Origin of the sequence: Massilia sp. Root133, from assembly GCF_001426525.1 — a bacterium.
Classification (GTDB): Bacteria; Pseudomonadota; Gammaproteobacteria; order Burkholderiales; family Burkholderiaceae_D; genus Telluria; species Telluria orientalis.
The window spans coordinates 1-18,059 of sequence record NZ_LMEW01000001.1 but is presented as its reverse complement, the minus strand read 5'-3'; the positions used below and the strand labels follow the sequence as shown (position 1 = coordinate 18,059).

Genomic DNA, 18,059 nt, shown 5'->3' with positions numbered 1-18,059 from the left:
GATTCCCCTTACAGCGCTTCGTTGCCGGTCTCGCCGGTACGGATACGGACTACCTGCTCCAGGTTGGAGACGAAAATTTTGCCGTCGCCGATCTTGCCGGTGCGCGCGGCGCTCTGGATGGTGTCGATCACCTGGTCGACGATGGCATCGTCGACCGCTGCCTCGATCTTGGTCTTCGGCAGGAAATCGACGACGTATTCCGCGCCACGGTAGAGCTCGGTATGGCCCTTCTGGCGACCGAAACCCTTCACTTCCGTCACGGTGATACCCTGGACGTTGATTTCCGAGAGGGCTTCACGCACCTCGTCGAGCTTGAAGGGTTTGATGATGGCGGTGATCATTTTCATGTGATTGCCTCTTCAAAAAGTTTTTGAAACAGTGAGCAGGGCCGCGGACTTGCCCAGGTTTTCCGCGGACGGGCTCACGTACGCGCTGGTGTCGGCCTTGATCCAGGACAGGGCCACGGAGCAGATGCCCAGGTCCTTGGTGACGCCGAGCTTGTAGTCGGTGTACGACAGCGAACCGTTGTGGCGCACGTTCTGGCGGCCGGCGTGCAGGTTCAGCGTGAAGCCGCTGCCGACGTCGACGTTGGCGCCGATGTCCAGGTAGCCGCTGCCCTTGCTGTCGGCCGTGCCGAACAGGTTCGTCAGCGAATGCGAGTACTTGACGTAGGCCGGGCCGAAACCGAGCTGGCCGTACAGTTCGAACGTGTTGGCATTCGGATGCAGGCCATTGCTCGGGTAGAAGTAGTACAGGCCGCCGACGTCATAGGTGATGTCGCTCGTGAGGTTGCCGCGCTTGCCGCCGTACAGGTCCCACTCGACGTCGCCGCTGCCGCCCAGGTCCTTGGTCCACTTGATGGTGGACAGCCAGGTGCCCGCGTACAGGCCGGTCGGGTTGTGCGTGTAGTCGGCACCGCCTTGCAGTGCGGGGTCGAGACGGGACTGGGAAATGCCGCGGTAGCGATAATCGCTCGTGACCGCCGCGTTGAAACTCACTTCATTGTCCGGCTTCTGCTCTTCGGCGCCGGCCAGCCCGATATGAAGGCTCCACAGGCTTGCTGCGAGTACTGCGGCGTGGGACCAGTTGCTGTTACGACGCTTCATACGACACTCCCTTTAGTTGAACATATTCTTGGGTTGCGGTTTACAATCCGGGATTGCGACCTCTTATGGTTAATGGTTGATTAGCAGGATGCGTGCCACCCCCATGCCGGGCGGGTTCCCGCTTGTTTTTCACCCCTTCCGCCCCCAGTTTTTTAATTTCAAAATACAAACGGGACCAGGACGCGTGCGCCGTCACGGTGCACGCACCAAATCAGGTATGTACGCACCTTCTTGGTGCGGGGTGCCGACTCAAGGACTAGTGTGAAATGAACAATTTTTTCAATGATTTGCAGGGCAAGATCAACCAGGCGTTCGAAAACTCGCCCGCCAAGGACATCGAGCGCAACGTCAAGGCGATGATGACCCAGGGCTTTTCGAAGCTGGACCTGGTGACGCGCGAAGAGTTCGACATCCAGGCCCAGGTGCTGGCCAAGACGCGCGCCAAGCTGGAGGCGCTGGAACTGCGCGTCGCCGAACTGGAAGCGAAGCTGGCCACGGCCGACGCCAAGGCCTGAGCCGCCCTTGTAAACGACGCGGCCGCGCCGCGCCGGTGGGAACCGGTGCGGCGCGGCCGCGTTGCCGTTTACCTGATCAATGCCCCGAAGGCGCGTCCGGCGTGCTGGCGGTGCGGAACACGGCCGGATTCGGGTCGCCCGTCACGTACAGGAAGCCCGCCAGCCCCTTTTCCATCCGCGACAGGGCGTGGTCGACGAGGACATAGCGTCCGGGTACGTCGACCTTGAATTCCACCACCGTGGCGCCGCCCGGTGCCACGGTCGTCGTCTGCACGTTGCGCAGCGGCGGCGAGACCAGGTCGCCCAGATTGTAGACGCGGTCGAAGATCTCGCCGATGACGTGGAAACTGGAGGTGAAATTCGGTCCGCCCACGCCAAAATAGATGCGCACCGTTTCGCCGACCTTCGCTTCCATCCGGTGGGTCTTCGTCAGGGCGTTGTGGTTACCGTTGAACATCAGGTGCTCGGGCTGCTCGTTCAGCAGTTTTTCCAGCGAAAACTCGTTCTCGCCCGTCGAGCCATGGCGTTGCGCCGTGTACAGCTCGCCCTGCATCACATAGAACTCGCGGTCCACCTTCGGCAAGCCGCCTTCCGGCTCGACGAGGATCAGGCCGTACATGCCGTTCGAGATGTGCTGGGCGACCATCGGCGTGGCGCAGTGGTACACGTACAGGCCCGGATTCAGCGCCTTGAAGGTGAAGCCCTTGGTGCTGCCCGGCGCGGCCTGCGTGACGGCCGCACCGCCGCCGGGGCCCGTGACCGCATGAAAATCGACCGAGTGGATCATGTGGCTGTCCTTCGCGTTGGACAGGTCGACGTCCACGGTATCGCCGACCCGGACCCGGATGAACGGGCCCGGCACCTTGCCGTTGAAAGTCCAGTATTTGTAGGTGGCGCCGTCCGTCAACTGGCCCGTCACCTCCGTGGTCTCGAGGGAGACCTTGAGATGCTGCGGCGCGCGTTTGCCGATCGGCGGTGGCAGGTCGTGCGGATCGCGCGAGAGGTCCGCGGCCTTCGGCGAGGTGTCGGCGGCACCCTCGCCCACGACGATCTTGCCGATCATGCCGGCCTGCACGTGCCCCGGCAATGTACAGATGTAATCAAACGTCCCCTTCTTCGTGGCCCGGAAGACGATGGCCGTACTGGCGCCCTTGTCGTTGAGCTGGTTCGACTTGACGCCGAACTCGGCCACACTCAGGTCGTGCGTGGCACCGTCGCCATTGACGAGATTGATCTGCACGACGGCCCCGACGGGCACATTCAACGTGGGATTGGTCTTGCCCGCGATCTTGCCGGCATCGCCCATGAAGACCAGCTTGCCGTCGGCGATATCGGTACGCAGGGTGAACGTGACATCCGCGACGGTCTGCACGGCCGTGGGATGGAGATGCTCATGCTGGGCATGGGCGGGCGCCAGGAAGGTCATGCCGAGCATGAGGGCTGCGATCAGCACGGGCATCGTCTTGCGTTTCATTTTTTCACCTCGATCGTTGTTTTGGACTTGCTGCGAAAAAATCTTACGTGGCGCGGTTCCAATCCCTGGATGAACCAGATCAAGCATTTCGTAAACAACACAGAAATGTACTCGCCATAAGCAATCGATATGTTTGTAGCTGAACCTTGATCTGGTTCATACGAAATCGATGTCGACCGCACCTATGCTGTTCTCCAGCACAAGACGATTCGACATTGATGAGGAAAAAAATGAAGATCTGCCATCTGGCCGCCGCCCTCGCCGCCCTGTTTCCCGCCCTCGCCTCCGCCAGCTGCGGAGCCGCCTTCTGCACCGTGAACACGAACTGGACCACGCAGAGCGCGCTCCTCGCGCCCGGCCCGGCATTCGACGTGCACTACGAATACATCGACCAGGACCAGCCAATGGCGGGCGGCGACAAGGTCGCGGTCGGGCAGGTCCCGCATCACCACGACGAAGTCGCTACCGTGAACCGCAATCTCGTCGCCACCTGGAGCCGCGGCTTCGGCAACGGCTGGGGCGTGACCGTGAGCGCACCGCTCGGCGACCGCGATCACCGGCACGTCCACAACCACCATGGCGAACAGATCGGCGAAAGCTGGTCGTTCACGGAACCGGGCGATGTCCGCGTCGTCGGCCGCTATCAGGTCGCGTCCGGCGGCGACCTGCTGAATCCCAGCGACAGCGGCGTGACGTTCGGATTGAAACTGCCTACTGGACGCTTCACGGTCGCGAACGGCGACAACGAGCGGGCCGAGCGCAGCCTCCAGCCCGGCACCGGAACGACCGACCTGATCCTCGGCGCCTACCGCCACCAGCGCCGCAACGCCAGCGATGCCGCGTGGTTCGTGCAGGCCCAGTACCAACACGCGGTCGACAGCCGCGCCGGCTACAAGCCCGGCGCCCAGTTCAGTGCCGACGCCGGTGTGCGCAAGGGCTTCGGCCCGGGCTTCGGCGCCCTGCTGCAGCTGAACTTCGTGCACAAGCGCGCGGACAGCGGGAGCGCGGCGGAACCGGCCGACAGCGGCGGCCGTTACCTGTTCCTGAGTCCCGGATTGTCCTATGCCATCAACGGCAGGCTGCAGGTCTACGGCTTCGTCCAGCAACCGCTCGTGCGCCATGTGAACGGCGTCCAGTTGACGGCGGACCGTGCCTTCCTGGCCGGGGTGTCCGGCCAGCTGTGGTGAACCTCAATGCGCGGCGGCCCGCGTCAACAGACGCCAGAGGCCGTACAGCGCGGCCCCGCCCAGGCTGACCGCAAACACGATCGCCACCATCGACCCCATCGGATTGGCCAGCCCGAGACTGTCCGCGCCGAAGACGAGCGCGGACGCCAGCGCCACCTGCGCGATCCACATGGCCCGCAGCGGCCGGAACGCTTCGAGATCCCCGCGCTTCCACAGGCGCAGCGCAACCCACGTGACGGGTCCGCACAGCAGGCAGAACAGTACCGCGAGGGCGAGCAGGGTCAGGATCAGTCGGGGCATGCGTGGACAGGAGAAGGCGGAGCCCGCTACATTACCAGACACCTCGCAGACCCGACGCGAAAAAAGTTCGGCATACAGGCCTGTCCCCTCTCAACAGGCATCGTCTCCGCTTGCCTAAGATGAGGCCTCGCCCACCGTCGAAGGAGTCCGATGAGCCTCGCCGTCCTCAGAAGCCGCGCCCTGGCCGGCATGGAAGCACCGGCCGTCAGCGTCGAAGTTCACCTGGCCAATGGGCTACCGGCGATGAATATCGTGGGGTTGGCGGACGCCGAGGTGCGCGAATCGAAAGACCGCGTACGCGCCGCGCTGCAGAACTCGGGCTTCGAGGTTCCCAGCCGGCGCATCACCATCAATCTCGCGCCGGCCGAGCTGCCGAAAGAATCGGGACGGTTCGACCTGCCGATCGCGCTGGGCATCCTCGCGGCGTCGGACCAGATCCCGGCCGCCGCGCTGGACGGCTACGAGTTCGCGGGCGAGCTGTCGCTGTCGGGAGAATTGCGCCCCGTGCGCGGTGCGCTGGCGATGAGCTTTGCCATGCTGCGCCAGCACGCCGACGAGGACACGTCCGCGCGCGCCTTCGTGCTGCCGTGGGCGAACGCGGACGAGGCGGCGCTCGTGACGGACGCCGTCATCTACCCTGCCCGCTCGCTGCTGGACGTGTGCGCGCACTTCGCCGCGAAGTCGGACGAGGCGCGGCTCGTGCGCTACCGCCCCGTGCCGTCTGCCGGTCCACCCGTGTACCCGGACTTCGCCGACGTCAAGGGACAGCAGCAGGTCAAGCGCGCGCTCGAGGTAGCGGCCGCGGGCCTGCACTCCGTGCTGCTGATCGGACCGCCGGGCGCCGGCAAGAGCATGCTCGCGTCGCGCTTCCCCGGCCTGCTGCCGCCGCTGCGCCAGGAGGAAGCGCTGGAGACGGCCGCGCTCCAGTCGCTCGCGGGCAGCTTCGCCATCGCGCGCTGGAGAAAACGGCCGTTCCGCAGTCCGCACCATACGAGTTCCGGCGTGGCCCTGGTCGGCGGCGGCCAGGGGCCGCGTCCCGGAGAAATCTCGCTCGCCCACCACGGCGTATTGTTCCTCGACGAGTTGCCGGAGTTCGACCGGAAAGTCCTCGAAGTGCTGCGCGAGCCGCTGGAAACGGGCGCCATCACGATCTCGCGCGCCGCGCGCCAGGCCGACTTCCCCGCCAGTTTCCAGTTGATCGCGGCGATGAATCCATGTCCGTGCGGCTGGCTCGGCCACCCGTCGGGCAAGTGCCGCTGCACGCCGGACGCCGTACAGCGCTACCAGGACCGCATCTCCGGCCCCCTCCTCGACCGCATCGACATCCAGGTGCCCGTGGCCGCGATGACGCCGGACACGATGGCGCAACTGGCCGACGGCGAGCCCAGCGCCGCCATTGCCGCGCGCGTCACGCAGGCGCACGCGCGCCAGTTGTCGCGCCAGGGCAAGGCCAACCGGAAGCTGACGACGCGCGAGATCGACCACCACTGCCACCTCGACACCGCCGCCGCGCGCCTGCTGGGCGACGCCATGCAGCACCTGCACTGGTCGGCGCGCGCCTATCACCGCGTGTTGAAGGTGGCGCGCACGATCGCCGATCTCGCCGGCGCCGATACGGTGAATGCCCAGCACGTGGCCGAGGCGATCCAGTACCGGCGCGGCTTATGCGACCACTAATCCACGAGCTTGCTGGCGCCGCTCGATGACGAGCACGAGCAGCAAGGCCAGCACCTCGAAACTGCCGCCCACCCAACCCACGACGCCGGGCGACGCGTGCGCCACCGTGAACCCGCCCGCCAGCGCGCCCAGCGAAAAGCCGGCGTACTGGAACGATGCGTTCAGCGACAGCACGACGGGCGCCAGCGCCACGCCGCTGCGGTTGACGAGGCTGTTCTGCTGGGCCGGATAAAAGCCCCATGTGGCGAGGCCCCACAGCACGACACCCGGCAACAGCAGGCCGAGCGGCCAATGGCCGAAGCCGGCCATCGCCGCGAGGTAGTAGAACGACGCGGCCAGCAACAGCAGCGCGGGCACGACCACGTTGAGGGACCCGAAGCGGTCCGTCGCCCGTCCGCCCAGCGCCAGGCCGACGGCGGCTGCGACGCCCCACAGCAGCAGCACGCCGCTCATCCCTTCGGCCGGCATGTCCGCCACGAGTTTCAGGTACGGCGCCAGGTAGGTCAGCACGGCATACGTGCCGGTACCCCACAGCAGGGTCACGACGAGCGTCGGCAGCACGCCCGGCAGGCGGGCGGCGTCGAGTCTCGCCTTCAAGCTGACGGGCGGCGCGCCGGCACCGAGGGACTTCGGCAGGCCCACGGCCAGCGCCACGGCGGCGAATGCGGACAACAGCGCGACGGCGCCAAACGTGGCGCGCCAGCCGAGGTGGGTGCCGAGCAGGGTGCCGAGGGGCACGCCGGCGACGATCGCGATGGTCAGGCCGCCGCTGACGATGGCCAGCGCGCGGCCCCGCTGCGCCGGCGGCGCGATGGCGCTGGCGAGGGCATTGGCGCTGGGGGTGTACAGGCCGGCCGTCAGCGCCAGCAGCACGCGGGCGATCAACAGGCCGAGGTAGTCATGACTGGCGAATGCGAGCGCATTGCCGAGGGCGAAGGCGGCCATGCCGCCGACCAGCACGGTGCGGCGCGGCCAGCCGCTCGTGAAGATGGCGAGCAGCGGCCCGCCGATCGCATACGTCAATGCGAAGACCGTCACGAGCAGGCCGGCCTGCGTCACGGTCACGGCCAGGTCGGACGCGATGCGCGGCAGCAGGCCCGCGATCATGAAGCTTTCGGTGCCGATGGCGAAGGTGCCCAGCGCCAGCGTGTATAAAAGGCCTCTGGGCAGGGAGGTGGGTTCGGTGGACATCGTCGACTCCGTTCTGTTTGCCTGATGCAGGCATCTTTTCAGAACGGAGCACGACGCGTGAGACCAATCGGCCTCGATTCAGGCCATCGCTCCCCTGTCGAAGGATCAGGCGAGGCCCGTGGTCTGCTGTTCGCGCGCCGCGCGCTTGATGGCCTGGGGCGGCTGGCCGAAGGCGCGCAGGAAGGCTCGGCGCATGCGCTCGGGATCGGAAAAGCCGGTCTCGCGCGCGACGACGTCGATCGAGTGGTTGCTGCCCTCGATCATGGCGCGCGCCGCTTCCACGCGCAGCACCTCGATCGCGCGGGCCGGGGACTGGCCCGTCTCGATGCGGAACGTGCGGCTGAACTGGCGCGTGCTCAGGTTGGCCGCCTCGGCCAGCTCGTCCACGGACAGCGGCTTGCGCAGGTGGCGCTTGGCGTACGACAGCGCCTGCTGGATGCGGTCGGATTTCGGTTCGAGTTCCAGCAGCGCGGAGAACTGCGACTGGCCGCCGCTGCGGCGGTGGTAGACGACCAGCTTGCGTGCGATGTTGCGCGACAGCTCGATGCCGTAGTCGCTCTCGACGAGGGCCAGGCACAGGTCGACGCAAGCCGTCATGCCGGCCGACGACCACACCTTGCCCTCGTTGATGAAGATGCGGTCTTCCTCGACGCGCACCTTCGGGTACATGCGCTGCAGGTCGCGCGCCAGCGACCAGTGGGTGGTGGCACGCTTGCCGTCCAGCAGGCCCGCCTCGGCCAGCAGGAAGGCGCCCGTGCAGATGCTGCCCACGCGGCGCGACTGCACGCCGGCCTGGCGCAGGATCTCGACGAAGCCCGGCGACGACGGACGCCGCGGCGCCATCTGCCCCGCCACCAGCAAGGTGTCGTAGTCGTAGCGCGCGACGGCTTCCGTGAGCACGCTGATGCCCGAGGAACTGGTCATCGCGCCCCCATGCTCCGACAGCATCGTGACTTCGTAGCTGGCTTCTTCCAGCAAGGTATTGGCCAGTTCATAGACCGTCGTCGCCATGAGATCCAGGACCTGGAAGCCGGGTGGCAGCAAGAGTCCGATTCTGCGTTTCATGTTGTCCTCAGTGATGATCAGGTTCGCCGGAGAGTCCGGCGCCACAGCGTCTGCTGCAGTGCATGATGGTAATCATACGACAACCGCTCCGGTCCAACCAAAAACAACTGACAAAGTAGATAGGCATCCGAATATATGTGCATACGCACACTTTGTCCTGATTCGAGGGTTCTTTGTCATTCAGGGCAAACATGTTTGCGCCAACATTGATCCCAGAAGACAACATCTTCCAAATCCCTGATAACCGAAACGGAGAATCACCATGCAACTCACGCACAATACCATCTTCATCACCGGCGGTACCTCGGGCATCGGCCGCGGCCTGGCGGAAGCGTTTCATAAACTGGGCAACCAGGTCATCATCGGCGGCCGCCGCAAGGCCCTGCTGGACGAGGTGACGCGCGCCAACCCGGGCATGCGCGCCGTCGAGCTGGACATCGCCGATCCGGCCAGCATCGAACGCGCCGCCGCGGCCCTCATCGCCGAGTATCCCGCGCTGAACGTCCTGATCAACAATGCCGGCATCATGCCGTTCGACGATCCGTCCGGCATGATCGACGACGCCACGGCCGTGTCGACCATCGAGACGAATCTGCTCGGCCCGGTCCGCATGACGTCCGCCCTCGTCGGCCACCTCAAGAAGCAGCCGCGCGCGACGATCATCAACAACACGTCCGTGCTGGCCTATGTGCCGATCGCCACGAACGCCGTGTACTCGGCCACCAAGGCCGCGCTGCACTCGTACACGCTGTCGCTGCGCTTCATGCTGCGCGCTACCGGCGTGACGGTGCAGGAAATCGCGCCGCCGTGGGTCAACACCGACCTGATCCACAAAGGCGACGACCCGCGCGCCATGCCGCTGGACGCCTTCATCGCCCAGACCATGCAGGCCCTGGCCACGGACCGCGAAGAAGCGCTGGTCGACATCGCCGTCCCGCTGCGCAACAACGCGGGACCGGACGAGCACAAGCTGGTCAACGAGTTCAATGCGCACATCGCGGAGAACCCGATCCCGGTCGCCTGAACCGTCCGGCCCTGTTACCATGTCGTCATGACAAGACGACGCTTCGCGGCCCTCGTGGCCGCGCTCAGCCTGCTTCTAGCGGGCTGTTCCCCCAAGTACAACTGGCGCGACTATGCAAGTCCGGACGCGCCCTACCGCGTCATGTTCCCGGCGAAACCGGCGACGTTCACGCGCACCATCGACCTCGACGGCATGCAGGTCGCGATGACGATGACGGCGGCCGAGGTCGATGGCGCGACGTTCGCCGTCGGCGCGGCCGAAGCGCCGGACGCGGCGCGCGCCCAGGCCGCGCTGGAAGCGATGCAGCTCGCGCTGGTGCGCAACATCGGCGCCACCATCACCAGCCAGAAGGCGACGGCGGACACGGACCGCGCCACGCGCGACGTCGACGCCAGCGGCACCCGCAACGGCGAGACCATGCACCTCGTCGGCCACTTCGAAGCGCGCGGCAAGCGCTTCTACCAGGTGATCGCGATCGGCAAGAAGGATGCGCTGCCCGCCGAACAGGTCGAACAATTCATCACGTCTTTCAAACTGCCCTGAGATGAATAGCGAGTCCCCTGCCCTGCGCCTGTCCGGCCTGCGCAAATCCTTTGGCCGTCCCGCCGTCGACGGCCTCGACCTGACCGTGCGGCGCGGCGAACTGTACGCGCTGCTGGGCCCCAACGGCGCCGGCAAGACAACGACCTTGCGCATGGTGACCGGCCTGCTGGCCCCCGATGCCGGCGACGTGCAAGTGCTCGGCATCGACCTCGCGCGCGATCCCGCGGGCGCGAAGCGCGGCATGGCCTATCTGCCGGACGACCCGCTGCTGTACGGCAAACTGCGGCCGACGGAATACCTGGAATTCGTCGCCGGCCTGTGGGGCATCCGCGCGCAGGACGCCGAACCGCGCGCGCGCCGCCTGCTCGACTGGCTCGACCTCACGAAACACGCGCACGAGCTGACGGAAGGGTTTTCGCGCGGGATGAAGCAGAAGCTGGCGCTGGCCGGTGCGCTGATCCACGAGCCCGAGCTCCTGATCCTGGACGAACCGCTGACCGGCCTCGATGCGGCGGCCGCGCGCCAGGTGAAGGACCTGCTCGTGTCGCACGTCGAGCAGGGCGGCACCGTGATCCTGACGACGCACATCCTCGAGGTGGCGGAGCGCCTCGCGCAGCGCATCGGCATCATCCGCCAGGGCCGCCTGATCGCCGAGGGCACGCTGGCCGAACTGCGCGAACGCACGCAGGGCGGCAGCCTGGAAGACGTGTTCCTGCATCTGACCGAAGGACAGCCAGGGTGAGTGCCGCGCCGGGAAGCATCCGCTGGCTGCTGGGCCACGAGCTGCGCCTGGCCTGGTATGGCGCGACCATCAACAAGGGCGGCAAGCGGCGTCCGGGCTGGCCCGCCATCGCCGTGTTCGTGGTCGGGTTCATCGGCTTGCACCTGATCGCGTTCGCGCTGCTGCGCGCATTGGGCCGCGACGGCATCGGCGATGCCATGCTGGCCATCCCCATCAGCCTGCTGGTGGTCGTATGCTCGACCTTCATGCTGTCGAGCAGCCTGCGCGCCTGCGTGCTGGCGCTGTTCGAGCGCGGCGACCTCGATCTGCTGCTGTCATCGCCCCTGCCCTCGCGCAGCATCTTCGCCGTGCGCCTGCTCGGCATCGCGGCCGCCACGGCCCTGCCTTACGTGTACCTGGCCGGTCCGTTCGCCAACGTCGCGCTGGTGCTGGGTCATCCCGGCTGGCTCGGCCTGTACGTGACGATATTCTCCTGCGCGACGCTGACGGCCTGCGCCGGCATGCTGCTCACGCTTGCCCTCGTGCGCGTGCTGGGCGCGCGCCGCACGCGCGTGGTGGCGCAGGTGCTGGGTGCCATCGCGGGCGCGCTGATCTTCCTGCTGTCGCAGGCGTATAACTTCACGCGCCATGACGGGAGCGTGGGACCGCGCATCATGGAGATGATGACGCACCAGTCCCTGTTCGGACCGGACAGCGTGGTGTGGCTGCCCGGCCGCGCCGTCCTCGGTGCGCCGTTGCCGCTGCTGGGCGCCGTCCTGCTGGCGGGGCTCGCCTTCATGCTGACCCTGGCCCGCACGCACCGCTTCTTCGTCCATGGCCTGCAGCAGGCCGCAGGCATGGGGCGCGTGCGTGCCCGCCCGGCCGGCGCGCTGCGCTTCCGTTTCCGCGCCAGCCTGTTCGACACTGTCGTCAGCAAGGAATGGCGCCTGATCGCGCGCGACCCGCACCTGATCGCCCAGGTACTGCTGCAGTTGGTCTATCTCGTGCCGATGCTGTTCCTGATCATGCGCGGCGACTCGGCCGGCCCCGCGCTGGGCGCTGGCCTCACGCTGCTGTGCAGTTCGTTGACGGGCAGTCTCGCCTGGATCGTGATCTCGGCCGAGGATGCGCCCGACCTGCTGCTGTCGGCGCCGGCGCAGCGCCGCACGCTGCAACTGGCCAAGCTGGCGGCGGCGACGATGCCGGCCCTGCTGCTCGTCGCGCTGCCGCTGCTGTGGCTCGTCGTGCGCACGCCGCTGACGGGCCTGCTCGTCGCGTTCCCGGTCAGCGCGGCCGTGCTGAGCGCCGGCCTGATCGTGCAGTGGACGGGACGGCCCGCACCGCGCAGCGATTTCAAAACACGCGGCAAGGAAAATTTCCTGTGCACGATGCTGGAACTGATCAGCAGCCTGTGCTGGGGCGGGCTCGGCTGGCTGCTGGTCGCGCTGGCGGCCGGTGGACCGGCCTGGATGCTGCCCGCCGCGGCGGGGGTGCTGACGGCGGGGTTGCTGGTGCTGCTGCTGGCCCGCGCAATGCGGCGGCGCCCGGTGTGAGAGGTAGCCCACTGACCTCCAGGCGCGACTCGTGATATCGTTGGGCTACTCACAATAGAATGAGACAACTATGTTAATCACCTTTAAATCCAAGGCTTACCCGAACGTCATGATGTACCAGGACCACGCCAAGCGGATCCTGGACCTCCTGCACAAGGACAGTGAACGCGGTGTCATCACCGCCGAAGAAGCGACGCAAGCCGTCAGACTGCTGGAAAACGAGATCGAAGAAAGCCGGAAGCACCAGGCCACCGACGAGATGGAACAGGACGTCAAGGCCCATCAAGGCGAAGAGGACGCGGAACACCAGCCCATCGAAACCGTGACGTTCTCGACCCGAGCCTTCCCGCTGCTGGAAATGCTGCGCGCATCGCGCGACCTGCAGACCGACGTGCTCTGGGGCGTCTGACCCCGTCCGATCGGGACGTTTTCCGATCGAGCGCTTCCGCCACCGGCGCAACACGGCCCTTGCCCTCGCGCCTGGCTGCATACAGCGCCTGGTCGGCGCGTGCCAACAGGTTGGCAAGGTCCTGCAGTTCATGCAGCAACTGCAGGGCCACGCTGATGCTGGCTCCCACCCGCACGCTCCCGCTCGCCAGTTTGTACGGCCGTACCAGCTGGTCGAGCAGGACATGCGCCCTGTCTTCGGCATCCCGCGCATCGTTCTTTGGTGGTAGAAAAGCAAAAAGCCCGCTCAGAGCGAGGATTGGCAGTGCCAATCCGGGCRAGCGGGCTTCGTTTTTCCAAAACGAAAAACCCCGTCGAGATCACTCGACGGGGTTTTCTTAATAACTAGCCTGACGATAACCTACTTTCACACTGGTTGCAGCACTATCATCGGCGCAGAGTCTTTTCACGGTCCTGTTCGGGATGGGAAGGGGTGGTACAGACTTGCTATGGTCATCAGGCATAACTTGTACGAGTGCCGCAGCTTAWTGCGTGCGTCACTCTGAATCYGGAAGAAGYAGTTTTCGTAATCTGTTGTCTCAACAAACAGCTGAACCCTTGCRTTGGCAATGACTGCCAAGGTTATAGGGACAAGCCGTACGGGCAATTAGTATCAGTTAGCTTAATGCATTACTGCACTTCCACACCTGACCTATCAACGTCCTGGTCTCGAACGACCCTTCAAGGAGCTCAAGGCTCCGGGAAATCTCATCTCAAGGCGAGTTTCCCGCTTAGATGCTTTCAGCGGTTATCTCTTCCGAACTTAGCTACCCGGCAATGCCACTGGCGTGACAACCGGTACACCAGAGGTTCGTCCACTCCGGTCCTCTCGTACTAGGAGCAGCCCCCTTCAAATTTCCAACGCCCACGGCAGATAGGGACCAAACTGTCTCACGACGTTTTAAACCCAGCTCACGTACCACTTTAAATGGCGAACAGCCATACCCTTGGGACCGGCTACAGCCCCAGGATGTGATGAGCCGACATCGAGGTGCCAAACTCCCCCGTCGATATGAACTCTTGGGAGGAATCAGCCTGTTATCCCCAGAGTACCTTTTATCCGTTGAGCGATGGCCCTTCCATACAGAACCACCGGATCACTATGTCCTACTTTCGTACCTGCTCGACTTGTCGGTCTCGCAGTTAAGCACGCTTATGCCATTGCACTATTAGCACGATGTCCGACCGTACCTAGCGTACCTTCGAACTCCTCCGTTACACTTTAGGAGGAGACCGCCCCAGTCAAACTGCCTACCATGCACTGTCCCCGACCCGGATYACGGGCCAAGGTTAGAACCTCAAACGAACCAGGGTGGTATTTCAAGGTTGGCTCCACGAGAACTGGCGTCCCCGCTTCAAAGCCTCCCACCTATCCTACACAGATTGGTTCAAAGTCCAATGCAAAGCTACAGTAAAGGTTCATGGGGTCTTTCCGTCTAGCCGCGGGTAGATTGCATCATCACAAACATTTCAACTTCGCTGAGTCTCGGGAGGAGACAGTGTGGCCATCGTTACGCCATTCGTGCAGGTCGGAACTTACCCGACAAGGAATTTCGCTACCTTAGGACCGTTATAGTTACGGCCGCCGTTTACTGGGACTTCAATCAAGAGCTTGCACCCCATCATTTAATCTTCCAGCACCGGGCAGGCGTCACACCCTATACGTCCACTTTCGTGTTTGCAGAGTGCTGTGTTTTTATTAAACAGTCGCAGCCACCAGTTTATTGCAACCCTTTCACCCTTCCACAGTAAASYGGTCAAGCTACYGGGGCGTACCTTATCCCGAAGTTACGGTACCAATTTGCCGAGTTCCTTCTCCCGAGTTCTCTCAAGCGCCTTAGAATACTCATCTCGCCCACCTGTGTCGGTTTGCGGTACGGTCTCGTATGACTGAAGCTTAGAGGCTTTTCTTGGAACCACTTCCGATTGCTTCGTGTCACAAGGACACACGTCTCGACCCCTTGAATTACGYGCCCGGATTTGCCTAAGCRCCTTCTATGAGTCAAGAACCARCTATTCCAACAGYTGGACAACCTTCCGCGATCCGTCCCCCCATCGCATCATACGACGGTGCAGGAATATTAACCTGCTTCCCATCAGCTACGCATCTCTGCCTCGCCTTAGGGGCCGACTCACCCTGCTCCGATGAACGTTGAACAGGAAACCTTGGGCTTTCGGCGAGAGGGCTTTTCACCCTCTTTATCGCTACTCATGTCAGCATTCGCACTTCCGATACCTCCAGCATCCTTTACAAGACACCTTCTCAGGCTTACGGAACGCTCTCCTACCATATGTGCAAGCACATATCCGCAGCTTCGGTGACTGGCTTAGCCCCGTTACATCTTCCGCGCAGGACGACTCGATCAGTGAGCTATTACGCTTTCTTTAAATGATGGCTGCTTCTAAGCCAACATCCTGACTGTTTTAGCCTTCCCACTTCGTTTTCCACTTAGCCAATCTTTGGGACCTTAGCTGGCGGTCTGGGTTGTTTCCCTCTTGACGCCGGACGTTAGCACCCGACGTCTGTCTCCCAAGCTCGCACTCATCGGTATTCGGAGTTTGCAATGGTTTGGTAAGTCGCAATGACCCCCTAGCCATAACAGTGCTCTACCCCCGATGGTGATACTTGAGGCACTACCTAAATAGTTTTCGGAGAGAACCAGCTATTTCCAGGTTTGTTTAGCCTTTCACCCCTACCCACAGCTCATCCCCTAATTTTTCAACATTAGTGGGTTCGGACCTCCAGGGCGTGTTACCGCACCTTCATCCTGGCCATGGGTAGATCACCTGGTTTCGGGTCTACACCCAGCGACTGTCGCCCTGTTCGGACTCGATTTCTCTACGGCTCCCCTATTCGGTTAACCTCGCCACTGAATGTAAGTCGCTGACCCATTATACAAAAGGTACGCCGTCACCCCACGAAGAGGCTCCGACTGTTTGTATGCACACGGTTTCAGGATCTATTTCACTCCCCTCCCGGGGTTCTTTTCGCCTTTCCCTCACGGTACTGGTTCACTATCGGTCGATTACGAGTATTTAGCCTTGGAGGATGGTCCCCCCATCTTCAGACAGGATTTCTCGTGTCCCGCCCTACTTGTCGTACGCTTAGTACCACCGTTCGAATTTCGTGTAAGGGGCTATCACCCTCTATGGCCAGCATTTCCAGGCTGTTCCACTATTCRATCGACTATCACGTACAAGGCTCATCCCATTTCGCTCGCCACTACTTTGGGAATCTCGGTTGATTTCTTTTCCTGCAGCTACTTAGATGTTTCAGTTCGCCGCGTTCGCTTTGCATACCTATGTATTCAGTATGCAATGACCTAAAAGGCCGGGTTTCCCCATTCGGAAATCTGCGGATCAAAGTGTGTTTGCTCACTCCCCGCAGCTTATCGCAAGCTACTACGTCCTTCATCGCCTGTAATCGCCAAGGCATCCACCATGTGCACTTATTCACTTGTCCCTATAACGTTGGCCCCTGCATGAGTATCAGGGAACGTCATATCGACAAGAGTTCAGCTTACTATGTTTGTTGATACATACAGATTACTACCCTAAGTGTGCATCTGATCRTTAGACCAGCTACACGCTTAAAGAAAACTTTACTTCTTCCAGATTGTTAAAGAACGAGAACTACRCTTATCTAAAGCTTGTGCCTTACATAAATGCAGTGAACAGAGAGTTGGTGGAGGATGACGGGATCGAACCGACGACCCCCTGCTTGCAAAGCAGGTGCTCTCCCAGCTGAGCTAATCCCCCGACGCATAACGTGGTAGGGCTGGTTGGACTCGAACCAACGACCCCCGCGTTATCAACACGGTGCTCTAACCAGCTGAGCTACAGCCCCGAAAACTCTTCTCGTTTAACTTTAATAACAGCCGATAAGCGTGGGCGCTTGATGATGGAGCGTTAGCTCCCGTGCCACTCTAGAAAGGAGGTGATCCAGCCGCACCTTCCGATACGGCTACCTTGTTACGACTTCACCCCAGTCACGAATCCTACCGTGGTAAGCGCCCTCCTTGCGGTTAAGCTACCTACTTCTGGTAAAACCCGCTCCCATGGTGTGACGGGCGGTGTGTACAAGACCCGGGAACGTATTCACCGCGGCATGCTGATCCGCGATTACTAGCGATTCCAACTTCACGCAGTCGAGTTGCAGACTGCGATCCGGACTACGATACACTTTCTGGGATTAGCTCCCCCTCGCGGGTTGGCGGCCCTCTGTATGTACCATTGTATGACGTGTGAAGCCCTACCCATAAGGGCCATGAGGACTTGACGTCATCCCCACCTTCCTCCGGTTTGTCACCGGCAGTCTCATTAGAGTGCCCTTTCGTAGCAACTAATGACAAGGGTTGCGCTCGTTGCGGGACTTAACCCAACATCTCACGACACGAGCTGACGACAGCCATGCAGCACCTGTGTTCAGGCTCYCTTTCGRGCACCCYYCAATCTCTCGRRGGTTCCTGACATGTCAAGGGTAGGTAAGGTTTTTCGCGTTGCATCGAATTAATCCACATCATCCACCGCTTGTGCGGGTCCCCGTCAATTCCTTTGAGTTTTAATCTTGCGACCGTACTCCCCAGGCGGTCTACTTCACGCGTTAGCTGCGTTACCAAGTCAATTAAGACCCGACAACTAGTAGACATCGTTTAGGGCGTGGACTACCAGGGTATCTAATCCTGTTTGCTCCCCACGCTTTCGTGCATGAGCGTCAATCTTGACCCAGGGGGCTGCCTTCGCCATCGGTGTTCCTCCACATCTCTACGCATTTCACTGCTACACGTGGAATTCTACCCCCCTCTGCCAGATTCAAGCCTTGCAGTCTCCATCGCAATTCCCAGGTTAAGCCCGGGGCTTTCACGACAGACTTACAAAACCGCCTGCGCACGCTTTACGCCCAGTAATTCCGATTAACGCTTGCACCCTACGTATTACCGCGGCTGCTGGCACGTAGTTAGCCGGTGCTTATTCTTCAGGTACCGTCATTAGCCCAGGATATTAGCCTGAGCCGTTTCTTCCCTGACAAAAGAGCTTTACAACCCGAAGGCCTTCTTCACTCACGCGGCATTGCTGGATCAGGCTTGCGCCCATTGTCCAAAATTCCCCACTGCTGCCTCCCGTAGGAGTCTGGGCCGTGTCTCAGTCCCAGTGTGGCTGGTCGTCCTCTCAGACCAGCTACTGATCGTCGCCTTGGTGAGCCTTTACCTCACCAACTAGCTAATCAGATATCGGCCGCTCCAGGAGCATGAGGTC

General features: G+C 62.5%; 14 protein-coding genes, 2 tRNA genes, 3 rRNA genes and 1 pseudogene. 8 read left to right on the top strand and 12 right to left on the bottom strand.

All coding sequences use genetic code 11. The features are described from left to right. Nucleotides 1-8 precede the first annotated feature (8 nt). Nucleotides 9-347 (bottom strand): P-II family nitrogen regulator, encoded by a 339-nt coding sequence (locus tag ASD28_RS00095; protein WP_025511601.1) that lies wholly within the window; start codon nt 345-347, stop codon nt 9-11. 12 nt (nt 348-359) lie between these two features. Continuing rightward, nucleotides 360-1,106, bottom strand: coding sequence for a TorF family putative porin (locus tag ASD28_RS00090; protein ID WP_056122125.1), 747 nt, complete (start codon nt 1,104-1,106; stop codon nt 360-362). A 266-nt stretch (nt 1,107-1,372) separates the two neighbouring features. Between ASD28_RS00090 and ASD28_RS00085 the strand changes: the two genes are divergently transcribed. Next, complete coding sequence (locus ASD28_RS00085) at nt 1,373-1,621, top strand: accessory factor UbiK family protein (RefSeq protein WP_056122122.1); 249 nt, start codon at nt 1,373-1,375, stop codon at nt 1,619-1,621. Nucleotides 1,622-1,697: 76 nt separating this feature from the next. Here the strand turns inward: ASD28_RS00085 and nirK are convergent, their stop codons facing one another. After that, on the bottom strand, nt 1,698-3,095 hold the full coding sequence (gene nirK / locus ASD28_RS00080; protein ID WP_082577028.1) for a copper-containing nitrite reductase: 1,398 nt from the start codon (nt 3,093-3,095) through the stop codon (nt 1,698-1,700). A 230-nt stretch (nt 3,096-3,325) separates the two neighbouring features. Here nirK and ASD28_RS00075 point away from each other — a divergent pair, with 230 nt between their 5' ends. Further along, nucleotides 3,326-4,282: a transporter gene (locus ASD28_RS00075; protein WP_056122119.1), complete on the top strand. Its 957-nt coding sequence runs from the start codon at nt 3,326-3,328 to the stop codon at nt 4,280-4,282. A 3-nt stretch (nt 4,283-4,285) separates the two neighbouring features. Here the strand turns inward: ASD28_RS00075 and ASD28_RS00070 are convergent, their stop codons facing one another. Next, nucleotides 4,286-4,582, bottom strand: coding sequence for a hypothetical protein (locus tag ASD28_RS00070; RefSeq protein WP_056122115.1), 297 nt, complete (start codon nt 4,580-4,582; stop codon nt 4,286-4,288). Between the two features lie 150 nt (nt 4,583-4,732). Between ASD28_RS00070 and ASD28_RS00065 the strand changes: the two genes are divergently transcribed. Further along, nucleotides 4,733-6,259, top strand: coding sequence for a YifB family Mg chelatase-like AAA ATPase (locus ASD28_RS00065; protein ID WP_056122112.1), 1,527 nt, complete (start codon nt 4,733-4,735; stop codon nt 6,257-6,259). On the opposite strand, the gene ASD28_RS00060 is transcribed toward ASD28_RS00065, so the two are convergent. Together ASD28_RS00060 and ASD28_RS00055 are read right to left on the bottom strand one after the other, a co-directional pair. Next, on the bottom strand, nt 6,245-7,450 hold the full coding sequence (locus ASD28_RS00060; protein WP_056122109.1) for an MFS transporter: 1,206 nt from the start codon (nt 7,448-7,450) through the stop codon (nt 6,245-6,247). The genes ASD28_RS00065 and ASD28_RS00060 overlap by 15 nt on opposite strands. A 105-nt stretch (nt 7,451-7,555) precedes the next feature. After that, the gene (locus ASD28_RS00055; RefSeq protein ID WP_056123537.1) at nt 7,556-8,515 is read right to left on the bottom strand and encodes a GlxA family transcriptional regulator; all 960 of its coding nucleotides are present in this window, start codon (nt 8,513-8,515) and stop codon (nt 7,556-7,558) included. A 262-nt stretch (nt 8,516-8,777) separates the two neighbouring features. On the opposite strand from ASD28_RS00055, the gene ASD28_RS00050 reads away from it, so the two are divergent. From ASD28_RS00050 to ASD28_RS00030, 5 genes are all read left to right on the top strand, one after another. Further along, complete coding sequence (locus ASD28_RS00050; protein WP_056122106.1) at nt 8,778-9,539, top strand: SDR family oxidoreductase; 762 nt, start codon at nt 8,778-8,780, stop codon at nt 9,537-9,539. A gap of 27 nt (nt 9,540-9,566) precedes the next feature. Then, the gene (locus ASD28_RS00045) at nt 9,567-10,082 is read left to right on the top strand and encodes a hypothetical protein (RefSeq protein WP_056122103.1); all 516 of its coding nucleotides are present in this window, start codon (nt 9,567-9,569) and stop codon (nt 10,080-10,082) included. A 1-nt stretch (nt 10,083) separates the two neighbouring features. After that, nucleotides 10,084-10,824 carry an ABC transporter ATP-binding protein gene (locus ASD28_RS00040; protein ID WP_056122101.1) on the top strand — a complete coding sequence of 247 codons (741 nt, stop codon included), beginning with the start codon at nt 10,084-10,086 and terminating at the stop codon, nt 10,822-10,824. After that, on the top strand, nt 10,821-12,356 hold the full coding sequence (locus ASD28_RS00035; RefSeq protein WP_056122098.1) for a hypothetical protein: 1,536 nt from the start codon (nt 10,821-10,823) through the stop codon (nt 12,354-12,356). The genes ASD28_RS00040 and ASD28_RS00035 overlap by 4 nt, the downstream gene beginning before the upstream one ends. 70 nt (nt 12,357-12,426) lie before the next feature. Next, entirely contained in the window at nt 12,427-12,765 is a 339-nt protein-coding gene (locus ASD28_RS00030; RefSeq protein WP_056122095.1) for a DUF1840 domain-containing protein, read from the top strand. Nucleotides 12,766-12,832: 67 nt separating this feature from the next. On the opposite strand, the pseudogene ASD28_RS31550 reads toward ASD28_RS00030, so the two are convergent. The 6 genes and pseudogenes from ASD28_RS31550 to ASD28_RS00005 form a co-directional block, all read right to left on the bottom strand. Beyond that, nucleotides 12,833-13,075, bottom strand: a pseudogene (locus ASD28_RS31550) (diguanylate cyclase domain-containing protein); the annotation flags it as partial. Nucleotides 13,076-13,151: 76 nt separating this feature from the next. Further along, a 5S ribosomal RNA gene (rrf, locus tag ASD28_RS00025) occupies nt 13,152-13,264 on the bottom strand. A 125-nt stretch (nt 13,265-13,389) separates the two neighbouring features. Continuing rightward, a 23S ribosomal RNA gene (locus ASD28_RS00020) occupies nt 13,390-16,266 on the bottom strand. 220 nt (nt 16,267-16,486) lie between these two features. Then, nucleotides 16,487-16,562, bottom strand: a tRNA-Ala gene (locus ASD28_RS00015). An 11-nt stretch (nt 16,563-16,573) separates the two neighbouring features. Continuing rightward, a tRNA-Ile gene (locus tag ASD28_RS00010) sits at nt 16,574-16,650 on the bottom strand. 83 nt (nt 16,651-16,733) lie between these two features. Continuing rightward, nucleotides 16,734-18,059: ribosomal RNA gene (locus tag ASD28_RS00005) — 16S ribosomal RNA — on the bottom strand; the annotation flags it as partial.